Annotated in this window: 19 protein-coding genes; 14 read left to right on the top strand and 5 right to left on the bottom strand. The window is 64.3% G+C overall.

Annotated features, from left to right (window positions below):
• The first annotated feature begins 47 nt into the window (after window positions 1-47).
• The 6 genes from CDV46_RS06665 (at window position 48) to CDV46_RS06640 (ending at window position 8330) form a co-directional block, all read left to right on the top strand.
• Window positions 48-1184, top strand: a complete 1137-nt coding sequence (locus tag CDV46_RS06665; protein ID WP_087722130.1) for a porin — start codon at window positions 48-50, stop codon at window positions 1182-1184.
• Window positions 1185-1345: 161 nt separating this feature from the next.
• On the top strand, window positions 1346-2176 hold the full coding sequence (locus tag CDV46_RS06660) for a p-hydroxycinnamoyl CoA hydratase/lyase (RefSeq protein WP_058375621.1): 831 nt from the start codon (window positions 1346-1348) through the stop codon (window positions 2174-2176).
• 68 nt (window positions 2177-2244) lie between these two features.
• Window positions 2245-3696: an aldehyde dehydrogenase gene (locus CDV46_RS06655; protein WP_087722129.1), complete on the top strand. Its 1452-nt coding sequence runs from the start codon at window positions 2245-2247 to the stop codon at window positions 3694-3696.
• A gap of 134 nt (window positions 3697-3830) precedes the next feature.
• Window positions 3831-5702: a feruloyl-CoA synthase gene (locus CDV46_RS06650; protein WP_441339311.1), complete on the top strand. Its 1872-nt coding sequence runs from the start codon at window positions 3831-3833 to the stop codon at window positions 5700-5702.
• A gap of 1 nt (window position 5703) precedes the next feature.
• Window positions 5704-7425 (top strand): acyl-CoA dehydrogenase family protein, encoded by a 1722-nt coding sequence (locus CDV46_RS06645; protein ID WP_087722127.1) that lies wholly within the window; start codon window positions 5704-5706, stop codon window positions 7423-7425.
• On the top strand, window positions 7422-8330 hold the full coding sequence (locus tag CDV46_RS06640; protein WP_087687332.1) for an amidohydrolase family protein: 909 nt from the start codon (window positions 7422-7424) through the stop codon (window positions 8328-8330). Before CDV46_RS06645 ends, CDV46_RS06640 begins: the two co-directional genes overlap by 4 nt.
• A gap of 10 nt (window positions 8331-8340) precedes the next feature.
• On the opposite strand, the gene pcaQ is transcribed toward CDV46_RS06640, so the two are convergent.
• A complete protein-coding gene (pcaQ, locus tag CDV46_RS06635) occupies window positions 8341-9288 on the bottom strand; it encodes a pca operon transcription factor PcaQ (RefSeq protein WP_087722126.1) in 948 nt (315 codons plus the stop codon).
• A gap of 140 nt (window positions 9289-9428) precedes the next feature.
• Here pcaQ and pcaH point away from each other — a divergent pair, with 140 nt between their 5' ends.
• The 5 genes from pcaH to pcaD all read left to right on the top strand — a co-directional run bounded on the left by pcaH (window position 9429) and on the right by pcaD (window position 13464).
• Window positions 9429-10139 (top strand): protocatechuate 3,4-dioxygenase subunit beta, encoded by a 711-nt coding sequence (pcaH, locus tag CDV46_RS06630; RefSeq protein ID WP_058375615.1) that lies wholly within the window; start codon window positions 9429-9431, stop codon window positions 10137-10139.
• A 3-nt stretch (window positions 10140-10142) separates the two neighbouring features.
• Window positions 10143-10742 carry a protocatechuate 3,4-dioxygenase subunit alpha gene (gene pcaG / locus CDV46_RS06625; protein ID WP_087687335.1) on the top strand — a complete coding sequence of 200 codons (600 nt, stop codon included), beginning with the start codon at window positions 10143-10145 and terminating at the stop codon, window positions 10740-10742.
• 115 nt (window positions 10743-10857) lie between these two features.
• The gene (locus CDV46_RS06620; protein ID WP_087722125.1) at window positions 10858-12234 is read left to right on the top strand and encodes a 3-carboxy-cis,cis-muconate cycloisomerase; all 1377 of its coding nucleotides are present in this window, start codon (window positions 10858-10860) and stop codon (window positions 12232-12234) included.
• Entirely contained in the window at window positions 12231-12656 is a 426-nt protein-coding gene (gene pcaC, locus CDV46_RS06615; RefSeq protein ID WP_087687337.1) for a 4-carboxymuconolactone decarboxylase, read from the top strand. The genes CDV46_RS06620 and pcaC overlap by 4 nt, the downstream gene beginning before the upstream one ends.
• 13 nt (window positions 12657-12669) lie before the next feature.
• On the top strand, window positions 12670-13464 hold the full coding sequence (pcaD, locus tag CDV46_RS06610) for a 3-oxoadipate enol-lactonase (RefSeq protein WP_087722124.1): 795 nt from the start codon (window positions 12670-12672) through the stop codon (window positions 13462-13464).
• 2 nt (window positions 13465-13466) lie between these two features.
• On the opposite strand, the gene CDV46_RS06605 is transcribed toward pcaD, so the two are convergent.
• Window positions 13467-14426, bottom strand: coding sequence for a helix-turn-helix domain-containing protein (locus CDV46_RS06605; RefSeq protein WP_174996005.1), 960 nt, complete (start codon window positions 14424-14426; stop codon window positions 13467-13469).
• Between the two features lie 253 nt (window positions 14427-14679).
• Between CDV46_RS06605 and CDV46_RS06600 the strand changes: the two genes are divergently transcribed.
• Window positions 14680-15858, top strand: coding sequence for a 4-hydroxybenzoate 3-monooxygenase (locus tag CDV46_RS06600; RefSeq protein ID WP_087722122.1), 1179 nt, complete (start codon window positions 14680-14682; stop codon window positions 15856-15858).
• Window positions 15859-16097: 239 nt separating this feature from the next.
• Window positions 16098-17480: an MFS transporter gene (locus CDV46_RS06595; RefSeq protein WP_087687341.1), complete on the top strand. Its 1383-nt coding sequence runs from the start codon at window positions 16098-16100 to the stop codon at window positions 17478-17480.
• A gap of 79 nt (window positions 17481-17559) precedes the next feature.
• On the opposite strand, the gene CDV46_RS06590 is transcribed toward CDV46_RS06595, so the two are convergent.
• Together CDV46_RS06590 and CDV46_RS06585 are read right to left on the bottom strand one after the other, a co-directional pair.
• Complete coding sequence (locus CDV46_RS06590; RefSeq protein WP_087722121.1) at window positions 17560-19314, bottom strand: chloride channel protein; 1755 nt, start codon at window positions 19312-19314, stop codon at window positions 17560-17562.
• 44 nt (window positions 19315-19358) lie between these two features.
• Window positions 19359-19811: a MarR family winged helix-turn-helix transcriptional regulator gene (locus CDV46_RS06585; protein ID WP_087722120.1), complete on the bottom strand. Its 453-nt coding sequence runs from the start codon at window positions 19809-19811 to the stop codon at window positions 19359-19361.
• 241 nt (window positions 19812-20052) lie between these two features.
• Between CDV46_RS06585 and CDV46_RS06580 the strand changes: the two genes are divergently transcribed.
• Complete coding sequence (locus tag CDV46_RS06580) at window positions 20053-20295, top strand: hypothetical protein (RefSeq protein WP_058375606.1); 243 nt, start codon at window positions 20053-20055, stop codon at window positions 20293-20295.
• A gap of 131 nt (window positions 20296-20426) precedes the next feature.
• On the opposite strand, the gene CDV46_RS06575 is transcribed toward CDV46_RS06580, so the two are convergent.
• Window positions 20427-21650, bottom strand: coding sequence for a porin (locus CDV46_RS06575; protein WP_087687343.1), 1224 nt, complete (start codon window positions 21648-21650; stop codon window positions 20427-20429).
• Window positions 21651-21873: the final 223 nt, after the last annotated feature.

The following is a 21873-nucleotide window of genomic DNA, read 5'->3' as shown; positions in this document are numbered from 1 at the left end:
CCGACGACAAAAACACCAAAACAACATCGATAGCAATGGAGACTCGCATGGCACTTTCCGCACGCTCGCTGGGCATTCTGTCTGCCGCTGCCGCGCTCGTGGCACCCGGCTTGGCCGCCGCACAATCGAATGTCACGATGTACGGCATCGTCGACACCGGTATCGAATACGTCTCGCACGCGAGCGCCAACGGCGCCGTATGGCGCATGCCGGGGGTGACGGGCGAGTTGCCCTCGCGCTGGGGTCTGCGCGGCTCGGAAGATCTTGGCGGCGGTCTGTCGGCGATCTTCCAACTGGAGAGCGGCTTCAACCTGCGTGGCGGCGATCTGGGGCAGGGCGGCCGCCTGTTTGGCCGTCAGGCATTCGTGGGCGTGAAGAGCCCCTACGGCACGCTGTCCATCGGGCGTCAGTATTCGATGACGTACTACGCGCTGCTCGGCTCCGACGTGCTGGGCCCGGACATCTACGGCATGGGCTCGTTCGACGCCTATATTCCGAACGCCCGTACCGATAACTCGATCGCCTATCAGGTCGGCTGGCAGGGCCTGTCGTTCGGTGTGGCTTATTCGTTCGGGCGCGACAGCGGCGGCACCGGCAACTCGCCGGGGCAAGGCACTTGTGCCGGGCAAGTGCCGGGGCAATCGACGCAATGCCGCGACTGGTCGGTCATGCTGAAGTACGACGCGAGCAACTTCGGTGTCGCGGCGTCGTATGAAGAGCAACGCGGCGGCACCAACGCCGCCGCCAACTTCTTCGACGGGCTCGCGCCGACCGCGCTCACCAGCAGCAGCGACAAGGACGCGCGCACCACCTTGGGCGCGTACTACAAATACGGCGCACTCAAGGTCGGTGGCGGGTGGCTGGGCCGCAGCGTGACGACCGCATCGGTCAACACGCACTCGAACCTGTTCTATCTCGGCGCGGCGTACAACGTCACGCCTGCATGGCTGGTCGATGGCGAGGTCTATCGCATCGTCAACAGCGACCACGACACGCGCGGCACCATGACCACGCTGCGCGCGACGTATTCGCTCTCGGTGCGCACGGCGGTCTACGCGCAAGGCGCCTACCTGTTCAACAGCGCCAAGGCGGCCTATTCGGTCAGCGGCGGCGGTGGCGGTACGACGCCGCCCGCAGGAGTCGGTCAAACCGGTGTGATGCTCGGCATGCGTCATACGTTCTGAGCCTTATGAACTGATCCCCACGCTGCAAGCTCAGGGTTTCCCCTGAAATCATCGAGCTTGCAATGTAAGGCTACCTGATATTAAATGTGTCCATAGGCAGCACCGTTGCGCCACTCCCGGCGCGCGGCGAGAGAACGCCGGACACTTGGAATTTACGCAAAATGAATGCATACGAAGGACGCTGGAAAACGATCGACGTGAAAGTGGAAGGCGGCATTGGCTGGGTCACCTTCAATCGTCCGGAGAAGCGCAACGCGATGAGCCCGACGCTCAACAGCGAAATGATTCAGGTGCTCGATGCGCTCGAACTCGACGGCGATGCCCGCGTGGTCGTGCTCACCGGTGCAGGCGCAGCGTGGACGGCCGGCATGGACTTGAAGGAGTACTTCCGCGAGATCGACGGCGGCCCGGAAATCGTGCAGGAGCGCATTCGCCGCGACGCCTCCGACTGGCAATGGCGCCGTTTGCGCATGTACGCCAAGCCGACCATCGCGATGGTCAACGGCTGGTGCTTCGGCGGTGGCTTCTCGCCGCTCGTGGCGTGCGATCTGGCCATTGCGGCCGACGATGCCGTGTTCGGTCTGTCGGAAATCAACTGGGGCATTCCGCCGGGCAACCTGGTGAGCAAGGCGATGGCTGACACGGTCGGTCATCGTCGCGCGCTGCACTACATCATGACCGGCGACACCTTCAACGGTGCGCAAGCCGCCGAGATGGGGCTGGTGAACGAGAGCGTGCCGCTCGCCCAACTGCGCGAGGCAACCATCGCGCTGGCGGGCAAGCTGCTGGAGAAGAACCCCGTGGTGCTGCGCGCGGCCAAGCATGGCTTCAAGCGCTCGCGTGAGCTGACGTGGGAGCAGTGCGAAGACTATCTGTACGCCAAGCTCGATCAGGCACAACTGCGCGACCCGGAACATGGCCGCGAGCAGGGCCTGAAGCAGTTTCTCGATGACAAGTCGATCAAGCCGGGCCTGCAAGCCTACAAGCGTTGAGGGCAGTTGGACGGTTGCGCGGTGCGATCTGCCCGCGATGATAAGTGGAAGCGAGAGGAGACAAAGCAATGCATGAAGTCCGGATGCTGATCGGCGGGCAGTGGCGAGACGCACAGAACGGCGCCACGTTCGAGCGCATCGACCCCGTTACCGGCGAAGTCGCCTCGCGCGCCCCGGCCACGACGTTGGCCGACGCCGACGCAGCGGTGGATGCCGCGCAGGCCGCGTTTCCCGCGTGGGCGGCGCTGTCGCCGGGGGCGCGCCGTGCGCGTCTGCTGGCCGCGGCCGAGCGCATGGATGCCCGCGCCGCCGAGTTCATCGCCGTGGGGGCCGCCGAGACGGGCGCGATGGCGAACTGGTATGGCTTCAACGTGATGCTCGCCGCGAACATGTTGCGCGAAGCCGCGGCGATGACCACGCAGATCGACGGCAGCGTGATTCCGAGCGATGTGCCCGGCAGTCTCGCGCTCGCGGTGCGCTCGCCGGTCGGTGTGGTGCTGGGCATCGCGCCGTGGAACGCCCCGGTGATTCTCGCCACACGTGCGCTGGCCATGCCGCTCGCCTGCGGCAACACCGTGGTGCTGAAGGCGTCGGAGCAATGCCCGGGCGTTCACGCGCTGATTGGGGCGTGTCTGCACGACGCCGGCCTCGGTGACGGCGTGGTCAACATCGTGACCAATGCGCCTGCCGATGCCGGCGAGATCGTCGCGCGGCTGATCGCGCATCCGGCCGTGCGCCGGGTGAACTTTACGGGTTCCACGCATGTGGGACGCATCATCGCGCGCGTGGCCGCCGAGCATCTCAAGCCTGCGTTGCTGGAGTTGGGCGGCAAAGCGCCGGTGCTGGTGCTCGACGACGCCGACCTCGACGCTGCCGTGGACGGTATCGCCTTCGGTGCGTTCTTCAATCAAGGGCAAATCTGCATGTCGACGGAGCGCGTGATCGTCGACGCCCGCATTGCCGATGCCTTCGTTGAAAAGCTGACGGCCAAGGCCGCGACGCTTCACGCGGGTTCGCCGACATCGCCCGACAGCGTGCTGGGTGCGATGGTCAGCGCGCAAGCGGCCTCGCGGGTGGCAGCGTTGGTGGAAGACGCCCGCGAACACGGCGCGCGTTTGCCGCTGGGCTGCCGTGTCGAAGGCGCCATCATGCAGGCGACGATTGTCGACGGCGTGACCCCTTCGATGCGGCTCTATCGCGAAGAATCGTTCGGCCCCGTAGTCACGATTCAACGTGTCGACGGTGACGACGAAGCCATCCGTGTGGCTAACGATAGCGAGTTCGGTTTGTCGGCGGCGATCTTCAGCCGCGATGTGTCGCGCGCGTTGCAGTTAGCCAAGCGGATCGAGTCGGGTATCTGCCACATCAACGGCCCGACGGTTCACGATGAAGCGCAGATGCCGTTCGGTGGTGTGAAGTCGAGCGGCTACGGCCGGTTCGGCAGCAAGGCGTCGATTGGCGAGTTCACCGAACTGCGCTGGATCACCGTGCAGACCACGCCCCGGCATTACCCGATCTGATCGCAGACGGCATCTGCGGCAGGGCGCTTGATTCACAGGGATCGCGCCTCTGTCTGCAAAGCCACTTAGGAAGTGCCCGTCGCGACATGCGCCCGAGAGCGCCGCGCGGCAGGCCGGAAGCAGGAGACAGTGTTTTGAACCAAGGCAACATCCCGGCCGCAGCCGACACTGCTGCGCATCGCTATCGTCACGTCGCCATCGGTAACCCCGGCGTGGAACTGCTTCGCGACGGCGAGTTCTGGTATCTGCGTTCGCGCGAAGCGCTCGGTGAGTTTCCCGAGCGGCTGACCGACCGTCTCGTGAGCGGCGCGGCGCAGCACCCCCAGCGATGGCTCATCGCCCGCCGTGGCACTGACGGCGAGTGGGTCGGCATCACGTACGCCGAGATGCTGTCACGCGCGCGGGCCATCGGTCAGGCGCTGCTCGATCGTGGGCTGTCGCAGACGCGCCCGATTGCGATTCTCTCCGGCAACGATCTCGAACATTTTCAACTGGCGCTCGGTGCGATGTTCGCAGGCGTGCCGTTTGCGCCGATTTCGCCCGCGTATTCCATCGTGTCGACCGATTTCGGCAAGTTGCGCCATACGCTGGGTCTGCTGCAACCGGGGCTTGTCTATGCCACGGATGCCAGCGCCTACGGACGTGCGATGGATGCCGTCCTCGGTGACGATGTGATTCGCGTGACGGGCAATGGCGCGAATGGCACGTTGGCCTTCGACGCATTGCTCGACACCGTGCCGCGCGATATCGATGCGGCGCATGCGAAGGTCGATGGGCAGACCATCGCCAAGATTCTCTTCACCTCCGGCTCGACGCGTCAGCCGAAGGCCGTGCCGACCACGCAGCGCATGCTGTGCAGCAATCAGCAAATGCTGCTGCAAACGTTCCCGACGTTCGGCGAGGCGCCCCCAGTGCTGATCGACTGGTTGCCGTGGAATCACACGTATGGCGGCAGTCACAACGTGGGCATTGCGCTGTACAACGGCGGCACGCTGTATATCGACGACGGCAAACCCGTCGCTGGCAAGTTCGAAGAGACGCTGCGCAATCTTCGCGAGATTTCGCCGACGGTCTATTTCAACGTGCCCAAAGGCTGGGAAGATCTCGCCATCGCGCTGGAGAAAGATGCGGCGTTGCGCGAGCGTTTCTTCTCGAAGGTAAATCTGTATTTCTTTGGCGGTGCCGGGCTGTCACAAGCGGCATGGGATCGGCTGGAGCGTGTGACGGAAACGCACTGCGGCGAGCGCATTCGCATCATGTCCGGTCTGGGCATGACGGAAACGTCGCCGAGTTGCATGTTCACAACCGGGCCGATCATGCGCGCCGGGTATATCGGACTTCCGGCCCCCGGCTGCGAGGTGAAACTCGCGCCTGTCGGCGGCAAGCTCGAAGTGCGCTTTCGCGGCCCGAATGTCATGGGCGGTTACTGGCGTCATGAGGCGACGGATCCGGTCTTTGACGAAGAGGGCTACTACTGCACCGGCGACGCGGCAACCTTCGTGGATATCGCACATCCGGAAATCGGGTTGCAATTCGACGGCCGTATTACCGAAGACTTCAAACTGAGTTCGGGCACGTTCGTGAGTGTCGGGCCGCTGCGCGCACGTGTGATTTCCGAAGGCGCGCCGTACGTGCAGGACGCGGTCGTGACCGGCATCAATCGCGACGACATCGGCCTGCTCGTCTTCCCGCGCGTCGACGATTGCCGACGGCTCAGCGGGCTGCCGGCGAGTGCACCGATGGCCGAGGTGGTGGCCTCTGCCCCAGTGCGCGAGTTCTTTACCAGCCTGATGCAGCAACTGAACGTGCAGGCGGGCGGCAGCGCGACGTATGTGGCGCGGCTCTGGTTGCTCGACACGCCGCCGTCGCTCGATCGCGGCGAGGTGACCGACAAGGGCTCGATCAATCAGCGCGCGGTGCAGGATCATCGTGCGGCAACCGTCGACGCGTTGCACGCTGCCCAGTCTGGCGACGTGCGCGCCATTTTGGCCCCCGCGAGACGCTGAAATGGTCTATCGGGAAGTGCGTAGTGCGGCGGACGATATTGCGTTCGTGATGACGCGGCTCGGCGTGGGCGATGCGCTTGCCCGATTGGCGCCGTTTCGCGAGTTCGACACGGCAACGCTCATGCAGGTGGTCAACGAAGCGGGGCGCTTTGCACGCGACGTGCTGGCGCCGCTCAACGCAGCGGGCGATCGTGACGGCTGCCAGTGGCAAGACGGCGAGGTGCGCACCCCGGCAGGGTTTGCCGAGGCCTATCGCCAGTACCGGGAAGCGGGCTGGCCGTCGCTGCCTTGTGATCCCGACGTGGGCGGGCAGGGTCTGCCGATCGTCGCGCAGGTAGCGTTGCAGGAACTGACCGCCGGGGCGAATCTCGCGTGGACGATGTACCCGGGCATTCTGCACGGTGCGTACGAGTGTGTGCACCGCTTCGGCAACGAGGCGTTGCAGGACGCGTGGCTTGCGCCGCTGGTGAGCGGCGAATGGCTGGCGACGATGTGCCTGACCGAGCCGGGCGCCGGTAGCGATCTGGGCCAGATCCGCACGCGCGCTGAGTGGTTGAACGATCAGACGGTGCGCGTCACCGGCGAGAAGATATTCATCTCCGGCGGTGAGCAGGACTTCACGCCGAACATCGTGCATCTGGTGCTGGCGCGCACGGCTGACGCCCCGGCAGGTAGCGCCGGGTTGTCGCTCTTTCTCGTACCGAAGTGGCTGCCCGACGGCGAACGCAACGCCGTGCACTGCACCGGTATCGAACACAAGATGGGCATTCGCGGCAGCGCCACTTGCTCGATGGCATTCGAGGGCGCGACGGGCTATCTCGTCGGGTCACCGCACGGGGGACTCGAAGCGATGTTCGCGATGATGAATTCGGCGCGGCTGCATGTGGGCGCTTCCGGGCTAGGCCTTGCACAGAGCGCGTTCGAAATGTCTGCGCGACACGCCAGCGAGCGCGTGCAGTCGCGTGTGCCGGGGGCGGCTGCGGGAGCCCCTATCGCGGCGCATCCGGCCGTGTGGCGTTTGCTTGAAGGGCAACGCGTCGCAGTCGAAGGCGCTCGCCTGTTGTTGTATCGCGCAGCACTCGCGATTGACGAAGCGCATCACGCCGAGACGCCTGAAGTACGGCAGCAAGCCAATGCGCTCGCTGCGCTGCTGACGCCGGTCGTCAAGGCGATGCTCACGGAGCAGGCGTTCGAAGGTGCTAGCGCGGCGTTGCAAGTGTTCGGCGGCTACGGCTATGTGGAAGAAACGGGCATCTCGCAAATCATGCGCGATGCGCGCATCCCGATGATCTACGAAGGCACGAACGAGATTCAGGCCATCGATCTGTTCATGCGCAAGATCGTTCGCGACAACGGCGTGACGCTGGGGCAGTGGCTCGACCGGGCGCGCGCTCAGGTTTGCGAGGTTTCGACCGATCACGCACTCGGCGGCTTCCACGCAGCGCTAGCTTGCTTCGACGAATGGCGGGCACTGATGCCGAATGCGATTTCGCTGGCACAAGCATCGCCCCGTGCGGCGCTATGTGTTGCAGGAGAGGTGATGCGTGTCGTGCACGGCTTGTCGATGGCTGGCCTCTGGGCACAGGCGGCGCTCGCCGATGGCGGCGATGTCCACGGCAAACGCAGCGCAGCGCGTTATTGGCTCAAATTCGAACTCCCCGACACACGGCGGGCGATGGGCATCATCGCGGCGCAGATTGCCGAACCGGAGACCGCAGCATGAATCTCGACACACTCGTCGCTATTGATACGCACGTTCACGCCGAAGTGTCGTGCTGTCAGCCTCCGGATTTGTTCGGCAAAGCATTCGACGACGCGGCGGACAAATATTTCGGCACCGTGCTCAAGCAGAACCGCCGGCCGACGATTCCCGAGACCATCGCGCATTACCGCGAGCGCAATATCGGCTTCGTGATGTTCACGGTCGATTGCGAGGCCAACATCGGCCGGCGGCGTATTCCGAACGAGGAAATCGCGGGCTATGCGCAAGAGAACGCCGACATCATGATCGCGTTCGCGAGCATCGACCCGCACAAGGGACGCATGGGCGTGCGCGAAGCGCGCCGTCTGGTCGAAGAGTTTGGTGTGCGCGGGTTCAAGTTCCACCCGACGATGCAGGGCTTCTTCGCCAACGACCGGATGGCGTATCCGATGTACGAGCTGATCGCGGAGTACCAACTAACCGCCGTGTTTCACAGCGGTCATTCGGGCATCGGTTCGGGCATGCCGGGCGGCGGCGGGCTTCGGCTCAAGTACTCGGAGCCAATTCATCTCGACGACGTGGCGACCGATTTTCCCGAAATGAACATCGTGATTGCGCACCCCTCGTGGCCGTGGCAATCGCAGGCGCTCTCGATCGCGCTGCACAAGCCGAACGTGTATATCGACTTGTCGGGCTGGTCGCCAAAGTACTTCTCGCCGGAGCTGGTGCAGTACGCGAATTCACTGCTGCGGGAGAAGATGCTGTTCGGCTCGGACTTTCCGTTGATTGCCCCGGACCGCTGGCTGCGCGACTTCGAGACGGCGGGCTTTCGCGATGAAGTCAAACCACTGGTGCTCAAGGAGAACGCCGTGCGCATGCTGGGTCTGGGTGCCAGTGCGGACACATCGCCCGCAGTGGTGGTGTGAACCCCGGCGCTCAACGAAGCCCGGGCACGCCGTAACGCACGCGCGCAGCTTCGCGCATGGCGCTGATGAGCGTCTGCTCGGGCGGCGTGGGCATGGTGTCGTTGCGCCAGAGAATGCCGATGGATTCCTCGGTGCCTTTGGTGGCGAAGGGCAGGGCGCACAGCACACCGTCGGCCAAATCGTCCTGCACGGTGATTTCCGAGGCGATCCAGACCACGTCGTCGCGCAGTGTCATGGCGCGGGCGAGCGACATGGAGAGCAGTTCCGAATAGTCGTCCAGCGCGCCGACGCCATGGGCGCGCAGGAAACTGTCGGCGGTATGGCGCAGGATGGTGCCGTGGGGCGGCAGCACGACGTGGTAGCGGGCGATATCGGCAATCGACACGGTGCGCTGTTTCACCAGCGGATGGTCGGGGCGCACCACGATGCATAGCGGGGTGGCGTAGAGATGTTCGAACGTGAGGCCGGTCATGCCTTCCGGCCCGGACAGACGCCCCAACGCGAGCGCGACCTGTCCCGATTTCAACTGTGTGAGCAACTGCTGATTGGCGCCGGTGTGGACCTGAACGACGATGCCCGGCCATTCCCGCCGGAAGGTGTCGAGCACGGCCGGCATCATCGCCGCCGCCAGCGTGGGCAGTACGGCGATCTCGATCACACCGCCGGTCTGACCGACGGCGCGTGAGAGGACATCGATGCCCTGCCGCAGCGCGCTGACGCTGGCGCCCGCATGGCGCAGGAAGAGTTCGGCCTGCGCAGTCGGGCGCGCGCCATTACGGCCACGGTCGAACAGGCGCACGCCGAGCAGCGCTTCAAGCTCGGCAATGGTCTTGCTCACCGCCGGCTGGGTGATGGACAGCGCTTCGGCTGCCCGTTGCAGGCTGCCGTGCTGTGCGACCGCCAGCAGGCATTGCAAATGGCGCAGCTTGATACGCCCGTCGAGTAAGTGTCTTTCCATGCCGAAAAGTTATGAAAAGCCTAAGAAAATGTCAATAAATATATCCGTTGATTATGGATATAGTGTTGCAAACGAACTAAACACACTGGAAGGATTTGTTCATCCTAGCCAGGCCCGTCAACACAAAATGGAGTGAGACCATGTCGAAGTCGACAACCGTCCTGCGCCCGCGCGATTGGGACTCCCATCCCAAACTCATCGACAGCGGGTACAAGTCCACCGCGCTGCGAGGCCCCAAGGAACTGCTGGTTCCGGTCAAACAGAATCTCGCAGACCTGCGCTCGCCGGTCTACGGCAACGGCATCATCGGGGCGCTGGACAGCGACTTGACGCGTAATGCCGTGCGCAACGGCGAACCGCTTGGCGAGCGCATCATCGTCACCGGCCGCGTGCTCGACGAAGGCGGCCGTCCGGTACCCAATACCCTCGTTGAACTGTGGCAGGCGAACGCCTGCGGCCGTTACGTGCACAAGGTCGATCAGCACGACGCCCCGCTCGATCCGAACTTCCTCGGTGCCGGCCGCGCGATGACCGATGCCGAAGGGCGTTACAAGTTTCTGACGATCAAGCCGGGTGCGTACCCGTGGAAGAACCACCACAACGCGTGGCGTCCGCAGCATTTGCACTTCTCGGTGTTCGGCCAGTACTTCGCGACCCGGCTCGTGACGCAGATGTACTTCCCGGGCGACCCGCTGCTCGCCTACGACCCGATTTTCGAGGCCACGCCGGCGCATGCCCGCAACCGCCTGATCGCGCGTTTCTCGATGGACATCACCGAGCCCGACTACGCGCTGGGTTACGAATTCGACATCGTGCTGCGCGGTGCCGACCAAACGCCGATGGAGTCCTGAGCCATGTCCGACTACAAGCAAACGCCGTCGCAGACCGTCGGCCCGTACTTCGCTTATGGCCTCTCGCCCGAGCAGTACCTGTACGACTTCAAGAGCGCCTTCACGCCGGTGGCCGCCACCGACCGTGCGAAGGGTGAAGCCATCCGCGTGATCGGTCAGGTGATCGACGGTGCCGGTAACCCGATCAACGACGCGCTCATCGAGATCGTGCAGGCCGACGCCGACGGGCGGTATGTCGAGACGGCCGACGACATCGAGCGCACCGGCTTTGCGGGTGCCGCGCGTTGCGGCACGGGCACCGACGCCGAGAACCGTTTCGTGATCGAGACGATCAAGCCGGGCTCGACCGGGCAGGGCGAGGCACCGCGCATCGACGTGGTGCTGACGATGCGGGGCTTGCTGAATCATCTGTTTACGCGTATCTATTTCGACGATGAGGCAACTGCCAACGCGGCAGACCCCGTGCTGCAACAGGTACCGGCCGAGCGGCGCCACACGCTGGTGGCGCGCCGCGAGGTGATCGGCGGGCGTGTGACGTACCGTTTCGATATCCGTATGCAGAGCCACGGCGGCAATGCGGAGACGGTCTTCCTCGACCTCTGACGTCGGTTGAAGTCTTTCTGACATTGGCGCGGCCTCGGGCCACCGGCATGAAAGTGCTGGCGGCCCGTGGCCGTCTCTGCATTTTTGCAATGCAACAACCACCATCGACTCTCCGATGACGGAACTGCTTGACTCATTGCTGCGCGGCGCTGCCGTGTCGGCGCGCTTCTCGCGCGACGCCACGCTTCAGGGCATGCTCGACTTCGAAGTGGCGCTCGCGCGCGCCGAAGCCGATACCGGCCTCATCCCGGCGTCCGCCGTCGCCCCCATTACTGCCTCGGCCCACGCGGCCGATCTCGATTGGCCGGCGCTGCGCGACGCCGCCGCGTGCGCGGGCAATCTCGCCATTCCCCTGGTCAAGCAACTGACCGCGCGCGTGAAAGCGCTCGACCCCGAAGCGGCCCGCTTCGTGCACTGGGGCGCGACCAGTCAGGATGCGATCGATACCGGTCTCGTGCTGCAAGTGCGTGGCGCACTCGACGATCTCGGCGCGGACCTCGACGGTCTGATTGCGCAGTTCGCCGATCAGGTGCGCGCGCATCGTGCGACGCTCATGATTGGCCGCACGTGGTTGCAACACGCGTTGCCCATCACCTTCGGCCTGAAGCTGGCCGGCACGCTCGACGCGCTGTTGCGCGCGCGCACGGATCTGCTCGCGTTGCGGGAGCAAGTGCTGTGCGTGCAGTTTGGTGGCGCGGCAGGCACGCTCGCGTCGCTGGGCACGCAAGGCCCGGCGGTGAGCGCTGCACTGGCGAAACATCTCGGTTTGTCCGACGCCGCGACGCCGTGGCACGGCCAGCGCGATCGCATCGTGCGCGTGGGCAGTTGGGCGGCATCGCTCACGGGCCTGCTCGGCAAGTTCGCGCGCGATACGGCCATGCTCACGCAAACGGAAGTGGGCGAGATCGGCGAGGCATCCGGTCCGGGCCGGGGCGGCTCGTCGACCATGCCGCACAAACGCAACCCGGTCGGATGTGCGGCCATTCTTGCCGCCGCAGCACGCACGCCCCAACTCGTCGCCACGTTGTTCGGCGCGATGCAACAGGACCATGAGCGCGGGCTGGGCACGTGGCACGCCGAGTGGGAAACGTTGCCCGAACTGCTCATGTTGTGCGGCGGCGCGCTGGCCACCTCGCGCACGCTGATCGACGGATGGACCGTGGACGGTGCGCGCATGCGCGCCAATGTCGATCTCACGCATGGCCTGATCATGGCGGAGGCGGTCACGATGGCGCTCGGCGAATCTATGGGGCGGTTAGAGGCGCATCGCCGCATCGAAGCCCGCTGCCGCGACGCCGTGGCCCAACAGCGCGATCTGCTCGACGTGCTGCGCGAAGACGACGAGATCACGCGCGTTCTCTCCGACGACGCCCTCGTGCGTCTGACGGACCCTCAACACTATCTGGGCGCTGCCGAGACGTTCGTGAGCCGCGTATTGGCGCTCGCTGACGCGGCGGCCCCTGACTCTCTTCAAGGCGGGACATCTCAATGAACGATCAGGAACGCTACGACAACGGCATGCAGGTGCGTCGCGCCGTCCTTGGCGACGCGCACGTCGACCGCACGCTCACGCGTCGCAACGAATTCAACGACGAGTTTCAGAACTTCATCACGCGCTTCGCATGGGGCGATATCTGGACGCGTCCGGGGCTGACGCGCCATATGCGCAGCATGATCACGCTCTCGCTGCTCATCGCGCTCAATCGCGGCGATGAGTTTCGCATGCACGTGCGCGCCGCGTTCAACAACGGCGTGACCCGCGACGAGATGAAAGAGCTGTTCATGCACGCCGCGCTGTATTGCGGCTTGCCTGCGGCGAATCAGGCCATTCACGATGCCGAGAAGGTGTTCGCGGAAATGGAAGCGGCCGAGCCGGGTTCGACCACGCGTGCGCGTGACGACGCACAAGGTTGAGGAGACGATTCGAATGACCGTAGAACGTCTGATCGACGTGGGTGACGCCACGCTGCGTGTGGCGATCGATGGGGCCGACCACGCCCCCGCACTGGTGCTGTCCAATTCGCTGGGCACCACGCTGGAGATGTGGGCGCCGCAGGTGAGCGAGCTCGCACGAGACTTCCGTGTGATTCGTTACGACACACGCGGACACGGCGGCTCGTCGGTGACGCCGGGGCCGTACAACATCGCCCAATTGGGGCGTGACGTTGTGGCACTGCTCGATGCCCTCGGCGTTGCCCGTGCCAGTCTGGCAGGGGTGTCGATGGGCGGCATGACCGGCATGTGGCTGGGCATTCATGCGCCGGAGCGTCTCGATCGGCTGGCGATCGTCTGCTCGTCGGCGCACATCGGCGGCGAGGATGGCTGGAACGGCCGTATCCGTACCGTGCTTGCTGACGGCATGGGCGCCGTGACCGATGCCGTCGTGTCGCGCTGGTTCACGCCGTCGTATCCGCAGCGTGAGCCCGCCACCGTGGACGGCATGAAGGCCATGTTCCGCTCGCTCTCGCCGGAAGGCTACGCGGCGGCCTGCGGTGCGGTGCGCGATATGAATCAGCTCGATGAGATTGCCGCCATCAAGGCGCCGACACTGGTGATTACCGGGTCGGAAGATATGGCGACGCCGCCGGTGATGTCGACAGCCATCGTCGAGCGCATTGCCGGCGCGCAGCAGGTGGTGGTGCCGGGCGCGCATCTGTCGAACATCGAATGCGCCTCGGCGGTCACCACCGCGCTGTCGTCGTTCCTGCGCGGGGCGGCTTAAGTCTAGTCCTGCGTTTCATCCGACATCTCGGCCGGCACTTCGTCGCCGAGATGTTCATGCTGGGCCGAGCGCCGGAATGCCGAGGGCGTGACGCCCACGTGCCGCTTGAACACCCGGCAGAAGTACGCCGGGTCCTGAAAGCCAAGTTCGTAGGCGACGTGCGAGACCGGTGCGGGGATATAGATCAGCTTGCGGCGGGCTTCGAGCATGAGCCGGTCCTGCACCAGATCGAACGCCGATTTGCCCGCGATGCGCCGGCATAGGCGGTTGAGCTTGCTCTCCGTCACATGCAGCCGCTCAGCGTACGCAGGCACGCTCCACGCCTCGGTGTAGTGCGTTTCCACCAGCGCGCGAAATCGTGCAAACAGATCGAGCTCGGTCCGCCCGGTGCGCGTGGCCGAATCGTGATGCGCGCGCAGTCGCGTGAGCAGTAGCAAAACGCTGCGCGTGAGCCAGCCGACCATCTCCGCGTGCCCGAGTTGCGGGCGCGAAAACTCGTCCATGATCAGGCCCAGCAGGGTATAGAGACGGTCGCGTGTTTGCGGCGCGTCAGCCAGCGCGAAGAGCCACGGCTTTCGCAGCAGCGATTCGACATCGGCATCGACCCCGAACGCGGCATCGAACGGCACGCTCTGTGCCATCGTCAACACAAAGCCGTGCGCGCCGCGACTGAAGCGGAAGTTATGCACGGCCGACGGATGCACGGTAATCACCGCCGGGCCTTCGACTTCCCACGTCTCGTCGTCGACATTCGCCTCGACGGTGCCCTCGAAGATCGCGAGTACCTGAAACAGTCCCAGATGACGATGCGTGTCGATGTGCCAGTCGTACAGACGGCTGCGTGTTTCGATCCACTCGATATGGACGAAATCGGCGCTGTCGGTCTCGTGCAATTCACCGTAAAGCGAAAACTCCGGAATCGTGTCGCGCGCCGCGCGCAGCCGGGATGACGAGCCTGACATACTGGTTTTCCCTTGGGCGAAGTTGTCGGAAAAGTACAAGAAAGTCGTCGATTCATCCATTCAATGCGACGCGCGCGGTCCATAAGATATGACGCATTCGCCCCTCATGACAAGGCGTGCGCGCGTGTTTCGACATGCTCGTTTACGCGCAGTCCTAAGTTGGTGCAATGCGTGAAGCGCAGTCAAGAAATACAACATTCGCGCATGCCGTTTGTGTCTCGAGAGGGCGACGCAAATTTCAGGAGACAACCTCATGCGTACCCATTACCCCGTCGTCATCGTTGGTGCCGGTCCTGCCGGCCTGCTGCTTTCTCATCTGCTGCACTTGCAGGGCATCGAATCGATCGTGCTCGAATCGCGCTCGCGCGAAGCCGTCGAGTCGACCATTCGCGCCGGTGTGCTGGAGCAGGGCACGATGGACATTCTCAACGAGACGGGCGTGGGCGAGCGCATGCGCCGCGAAGGCGCGCTGCACCACGGGATCGAGCTGGCATTTGGCGGCGCTCGCCACCGTATTGCGCTCACCGAACTGACCGGCCGTGCCATCACGGTCTACGCGCAGCACGAGGTCATCAAGGACCTGATCGCGGCCCGCGAGGCGGCGCAGGGCGAGATTCTGTTCGAGGTGTCCGACGTCTCGGTGCACGACGTCGACAGCACGCAACCGAGCGTGCAGTTCACGGTGGGCGGACAGACGCGCCGCCTCAACTGCGATTTCATCGCGGGTTGCGACGGGTTCCACGGCGTGTGCCGTGCAGCGGTGCCGTCGGACGTGCGCAACGAATATCAGCGCGTGTATCCGTTCGGCTGGTTCGGCGTGCTGGTGGAGGCACCGCCGTCATCCGACGAACTGATCTACGCCGCGCACGAACGTGGCTTCGCACTCATCAGCACGCGCTCGCCGATGGTGCAGCGCATGTACTTCCAGTGCGACCCGGCCGAGCGTGCCGAGACGTGGAGCGACGAGCGCATCTGGCACGAACTGCACACGCGCACCGAGAGCGACGATGGCTGGCGACTCAAGGAAGGGCGCATCTTCCAGAAGGGCGTCATCGCCATGCGCAGTTTCGTGGCAACGCCGATGCAACACGGCCGGCTCTTTCTCGCAGGGGATGCCGCGCACATCGTGCCGCCCACGGGCGCCAAGGGGATGAATCTGGCCGTCGCCGACGTGTGGCGTCTGGCCCGTGCGCTCGACGACTTCTTCCATCGCGATACGGAAGGCGCGCTCAAGGGGTATTCCGAGGCGGCGCTCAAGCGGATCTGGCGTGCCGAGCACTTCTCGTACTGGATGACGCGCATGCTGCACCGTCTGGACGACGCGTCGCCGTTCGAGCAAAAGATGCAACGCGCCGAGCTGGAGTACGTGGTGAGCTCGCGTGCGGCGTCGATGACGCTGGCGGAAAACTACGTCGGGCTGCCGTTGGCCTGATGGCTTGATGGCCTGACGGCTTGATGACTGGCCGTGCTATAAGGTTCTCGCACCCCGGCGGCACCTGCCGGGGACATAACCGCCCGTTATGGATGATCTGACGAAAGATCATTTCGAGAGGCGGGCGAAACACGTACAGTAGCGGCAGAAATCGGGACCCCCCGCGCCCCCTCAGAGGGACGTAACCCGGTTTCAGAACGACGACATACGGAGCGGCAAAGCTCCGAGGAGACAGCTTCATGACCCAGACGCGCACGGTGGATGTGCCCGCCTATATCAACGCACAACGGTTTTCCGGCTTTCAGTGGCTGGTGTTGATCTTGTGTTTCTTCATCGTCGCCATCGACGGTTTCGACACCGCCGCCATTGGCTACATCGCGCCCGCGCTCGTGCAGGAATGGCACATCGATAAGGGCTCGCTCGGGCCGGTGCTCTCGGCGGCGCTGTTCGGTCTGGCTGGCGGTGCCATCTTTGCAGGCCCCCTCGCCGATCGCGTCGGCCGCAAGACGATGCTCGTGCTGTCGGTCGTGTTCTTTGGTGTTGCCAGTTTGGCGACCGCCTTCGCGCAGGATCTGACGACGCTGACGGTGTTGCGCTTTCTCACCGGACTTGGTCTGGGCGCAGCCATGCCCAATGCCGTGACGCTGATCTCGGAGTTTGCGCCCGAAGCGCGCCGCGCCGTGATCGTCAACACGATGTTCTGCGGGTTTCCGCTGGGCGCATCGGTCGGCGGCTTTGTCGCGTCGTGGCTGATTCCGACGTTCGGCTGGCACAGCGTGCTGGTGCTTGGCGGCGTGCTGCCGCTGTTGCTCTCGGTGCTGCTGATTTTCCTGCTGCCCGAGTCGGTGAAGTATCTCGTCGTGCATCAGAAGCCGGTCGAGCGCGTGCGTCGCATTCTGTCGCGCATTGCCGGGGAGTCGATGGATGACGTGACGACGTTTACCGTCAACGAAGCCGCGCCGAAGCGTGCGGGTTCCCCCATCGGCGTGGTGCTGTCGAAGCAATACGGTTTCGGCTCGGTGATGCTGTGGCTGACCTACTTCATGGGGCTGGTGATCTTCTACCTGCTCACGAGCTGGATGCCGATTCTGTTCAAGGATGCCGGCTTCACCGTGCAACGCGCCGCATTGATTACCGCACTGTTCCCGCTGGGCGGCGGTGTCGGCACGATTCTGTCGGGCTGGCTGATGGACAAGTTCAATGCGCAGAAAGTGGTGGCGGTCGGCTATGCGCTGACGGCCGTGCTGGTCTACGCCGTGGGGCAGGCGATGGGTGACATCGGCATGCTTGTCACGCTGATCTTCCTCGCAGGCACGGCGATGAACGGCGCGCAATCGTCGATGCCGTCGCTCGCCGCGATGTTCTACCCGACGCACGGCCGTGCCACCGGCGTGGCGTGGATGCTCGGGATCGGCCGCTTCGGCGGCATTGCGGGTGCGCTGCTGGGCGCGGAATTGATGCGCCGCCACCTCGGCTTCTCGGCAACGTTCTCGCTGCTGGCGATTCCGGCGGTGATTGCGACCATCGCTTTGCTCGCCAAGAATGCGTGGGAGCGTGCACGTGGCGATCAACTGTCGTCCGACGACGCCGCTCAGGCGCGCAAGTCGGCGGCGATGCACTGACAACCGATTGACCGTAGTAGCAGTGTTGACGCGGCGCCTTGTGCGCCGCGTTTTTTATGGGACTCTGAATTGGCAGACTTCAGTTGTGCTTACGTCCGAGATGAAGCATGCGCTCGCGTACCTGCTCTTCGGCACGCCAGTGCTCGGCCGGCTTGACCAGATCGCTGCGGCTGATGATGCCGATGAGACGGCGTGAGGCGGCATCGGCGACAACCGGCAGACGCTCAAGACCATGCGCGGCAAAGCGTGCCGAGAGGATGCGCCCTGTCTCGCCCGGCAACGCCACCAGCGGCGGATTTACACCATACAACTGCCCCAGCGTTTGCAACCCGGCCGTTTGTGCCCGCGTGAGCGCCTGACGGTCCACCATGCCCAGCACGGCGTGCGTCGCATCCGTCACCGGGTAGGCCCGATGACGTTGACTCGCGCCGAACGCTTGTGTGGCAGCGGCGTCGATCGTCATGTCCGCCGACAGGGCAACCGGCTCGCGCGTCATCAGCTCACCGACGTGCAGCCGCTCAAGTGGATCGACACCGTACTCGCGATGAATGTGCCGCCCGCGCCGCGCAATCTTCTCCGTCATGATCGAGCGCGGCATGATCCAGATCGTCACGCCGTAGGCCACACCGCAGGTCAGAAGCAGCGGCAGCAACGCGTTGACGTCGTGTGTCAGGCCGAGGGCAAAGACGATGGCGGTGAGCGGCGCACCGAGCACGCCGGCCAGCGTGGCCGCCATGCAGATGAGTGCCCAGAGCGACACGTCGCCGCCCGGCAGTACCGGGGCGAGCAAGGTGCCGAGCCCTGCACCGATCATCAGCAGCGGGGCAAGCACACCGCCCGACGTGCACGACCCCAGCGCAATCGCCCAGATGATCGCCTTGACCAGCAATAGCGCGAGCGCCGCGTGCAGGGTGAAGTGACCCGCGAGCAAGTCGGCGATGACGTCATAACCCACACCGAGCGCACGCGGCTGCAAATAGCCACCGATGCCGACCGCGAGGCCGCCAATGGCCGGCCACCACATCCAATGCACCGGCAGCTTGTGAAACGCATCTTCGATCGCGTAGAGGGCGCGCGACATGCCTGCGGACAGCACACCGGCACACACACCCGCGATCACGCATGACACCAAGGCGATCGGCACGACGGGCGGCGTCGTCATCGGGAACAGCGGTCCGGCTTCAAGCATCAGCGGCCGTGCAAAACCGGCGACGGCGCACGCCACGATGACGGGCAGCAGGCTGCGTGGGCGCCATTCAAACAACAGCAGCTCCACCGCGAGCAGCACGGCGGCAACCGGTGTGCCGAAGACGGCGGTCATGCCGGCGGCCGCCCCGGCGACCAGCAGTGTCTTGCGCTCGGCGGCGCTCAGGTGAAAGACCTGCGCGATCAGCGAGCCGATGGCACCGCCGGTCATGATGATCGGCCCCTCGGCCCCGAACGGTCCGCCGCTGCCGATCACGATGCCTGAGGACAACGGCTTGAGCACAGCCACGCGCGGCGACATCTTGCTCTTGCCGAAGAGGATCGCCTCGATGGCTTCCGGAATCCCGTGGCCGCGAATCTTGTCGCTGCCGAAGCGCGCCATCGCGCCGACGATCAACCCGCCGATGACGGGCAATGCGATGACGGCGAGGCCCAGCGTGTTGTGCGCGGGCGAGGTCGGCGCGAACGACAGCGTCTGATAGAAGAACAGGTTGGTGAAGCCCTGAATCAGGTGCAGCAGCAACCACGCGGCGGGAACACCGCAAAAGCCGATGAACGCGGCCAGCACAATGAGTCGCGACAGCCCCGGCGTGCGCGCAAAGTCGCGCGCGTGGGCCGGTGGTGCCATCGGTGAAGTCGTATCGGAAGCAGATGACATGGTGGGACCGTTGCCTACAGGTGAACGCCACGAATGTGGAAGATGTCGGCGAAGGTGGTCAGCTCGTTGCGATGCTGGGCGGCGAGCTTGGCGAGACGCGCGTCACCGGCGGGCGAGAGATGAACTTCCACCACGCGCCGGTCGCTCTCGTTTTGCCGGCGTGTAACGAGCCCGGCCTTTTCGCAGCGGGCCACCAGCGCAACCACGCTGTGATGGACGGCTTGCAGTCGCTCCGCTAATTCACTAATCGACGCCCACTCACGTCCCGGTATACCTTTCACGTGCAGCAGCAACAGATACTGCTGCGGCGTGATGCCGCCCTCGCGCGCCGCGGTCTCGCTGAAGTTCAGGAACCGGCGCAGGCGATAGCGAAATTCGGAGAGGGCTTCGAAGTCGCTCTTGTTCAGGGCATTGGCCGTGATCGGCGCGGCAGGGTCGGTCGCATCGGGAGAAGTGTCGCGGGACATGTTCCGAAAAGGTCCAAAGGAATGCGTTATCAGGCGTAGGCCCGAAAGCCAAAAAATATATCACATCACGATATAAATTCAGGGCTTAGGGATAGCCGGGGATGACAAAAGGGGGGCGGCGCGTGCAGAATCGCGAAAAAACGAGACTCAGTAGTGACTGGAACTCGATCCCCGCCGAGACGTCGCCATGCGCTGGTGACGAGCGCCGTCCGAGCGGGCCGACCTCTGACAGGGAGGAGACATGGCTTCCACGGTCCGACGCCATTGGCGTACGGGTACGTTGCTGTTGCTTTCGGTGGCGTTGGGCTCGACGATCGCCGCTTATCACTACGCCACAGGCTTCGAGCTGGGTGGCGGTGTTTTCCAGCAGATCGGCTTCGGACGCGCTGACGCGGCACCTGCGCCAGTCGCACAGACACGCGCGCCGCCGGCTGCCTGCGAAGGCAGCGGTTGCCGCCCCGGTGTGAAGACGACGTCGCACTGAGCCTTCAGCATTGCGGGGAATGAACTACGGCAGACAATGAAGCGATGCCCGCGCAAGCTCGCGCTCGTGCAGGCATCCGGGCCGCACCCCGTTGCAGGGCGCGGCTTTTTTCGTTTATTGCGTTGCTGCGATCAGAACGTGTGACGCACGCCGATGGTCATGGCGCTTTGCGTGGCGTCGCGTCCCGGTGCGCCGCCGGTGATGCCCGGGTTGTACATGTTCCACGCACGCAGGTTGGCGAAGTACGAGTAGATGTCCGTGCGCTTGGACAGGAAGTAGTCCACCCCGACGTTGAACTGGAGCAGGCGGCCCGTATCCGGCGCGCCAACGAACGAATAACGCGAATGCAGCACCGCGCCGACCAACTCGAGGTTCGGCAGCACCCAGTAGTTCACGCCCACGTCGAACACATTGGTCGCGCTGTTGTTCGAGCCTGCGGCGGCAAATGCGCCGGTGCTCGCTGCACTGGTGAACGTGGTGGCGAACGGTGCCGACGTGCCGCCAAAGCGCGCGAGCGGTTGCAGCGTGCGTGACCACGAGGCGTAGACGCGCGCCTTGTCCCACTTGTAGCTCGTGCCCACCATCCACGTGCGGATGCACACATCCCCCGAATTGCCGTAAGCCGGATCGCAGCCGGCGCCTGAGCTGGCGCCCACGTCGCTCGACGTGTTGGTAGCGGCCGTCCCTGTGCCCAGACGCGACTGCCAGTAGCCAAAGCCGATGCCGAAACCGCCGTACTTGTAGTTGGCACCGAAGCCGAGCGATTGGCCCGTCGACATCGAGCCGGGCGTGCCGCCGAAGCCGTAGGTCGCGTTGGCGGTCAGGCCGTTGAAGTCGGGCGAGTCGTAGCGGATCGAGTTGTTCGAACGGTTGCCGCCGACCCGGTCGAGGTTGTTGTCGTGCACGCCGTTGATGAAGACGCCGAAATTGTAGACGCTCGAATACCACGTCGCGATTTCATCGATGTAATCCTTGCGGCGGCCCAATTGAACCGTACCGTAGGGGCTGGACAGGCCGACGACTGACGTGCGGCCGAGCGGCAGCCCGCCCTGACCCGCCGTGCCGTTGGCCACCGAGAAGCCCCCCTCAAGGATGAACAAGGCCTTCAGGCCACCGCCCAGATCCTCGGTGCCCTTCATGCCCCAGCGCGATTGCTGGAGATCGCCGCTATCCACGCTGAACCGGTTGCCTGTGGCCGTGCCGCTCGGGCCTGCCACCTTGCTGACGTAAGTCACCCCGCTGTCGATCAGGCCGTAGAGCGTGACGTTCGATTGCGCGGCTGCCGATGCGCTGATTGCGGCCGTGCCCAGGCCCAGAAACGCCATGCGTGCGACTGACCATGCCTTGTGATTCATATCCCCCCTCCGGGTGTTTTGAGTGATTGACTCGAATGTTTTAATGATTAAAACGACGTTTTGAAAATTATCAATTCGAGGGCGTGAAGTCGTCAACGGGGGAGAAAAAATTAGCGACCTGAAGATCACGTCAGTGCACTGATCGCATCATTTCAATCACTGAAACATCCAACTATCGGGCATGTTGGGCGGGGTTTTAGTGTGTGACGGCATCGATGGCCGG

Source organism: Pandoraea sp. PE-S2T-3, from assembly GCF_002179965.1.
Classification (GTDB): domain Bacteria; phylum Pseudomonadota; class Gammaproteobacteria; order Burkholderiales; family Burkholderiaceae; genus Pandoraea.
Note: the sequence above shows the minus strand (reverse complement) of the source record. Positions and strands in the feature narration are given on the sequence as shown.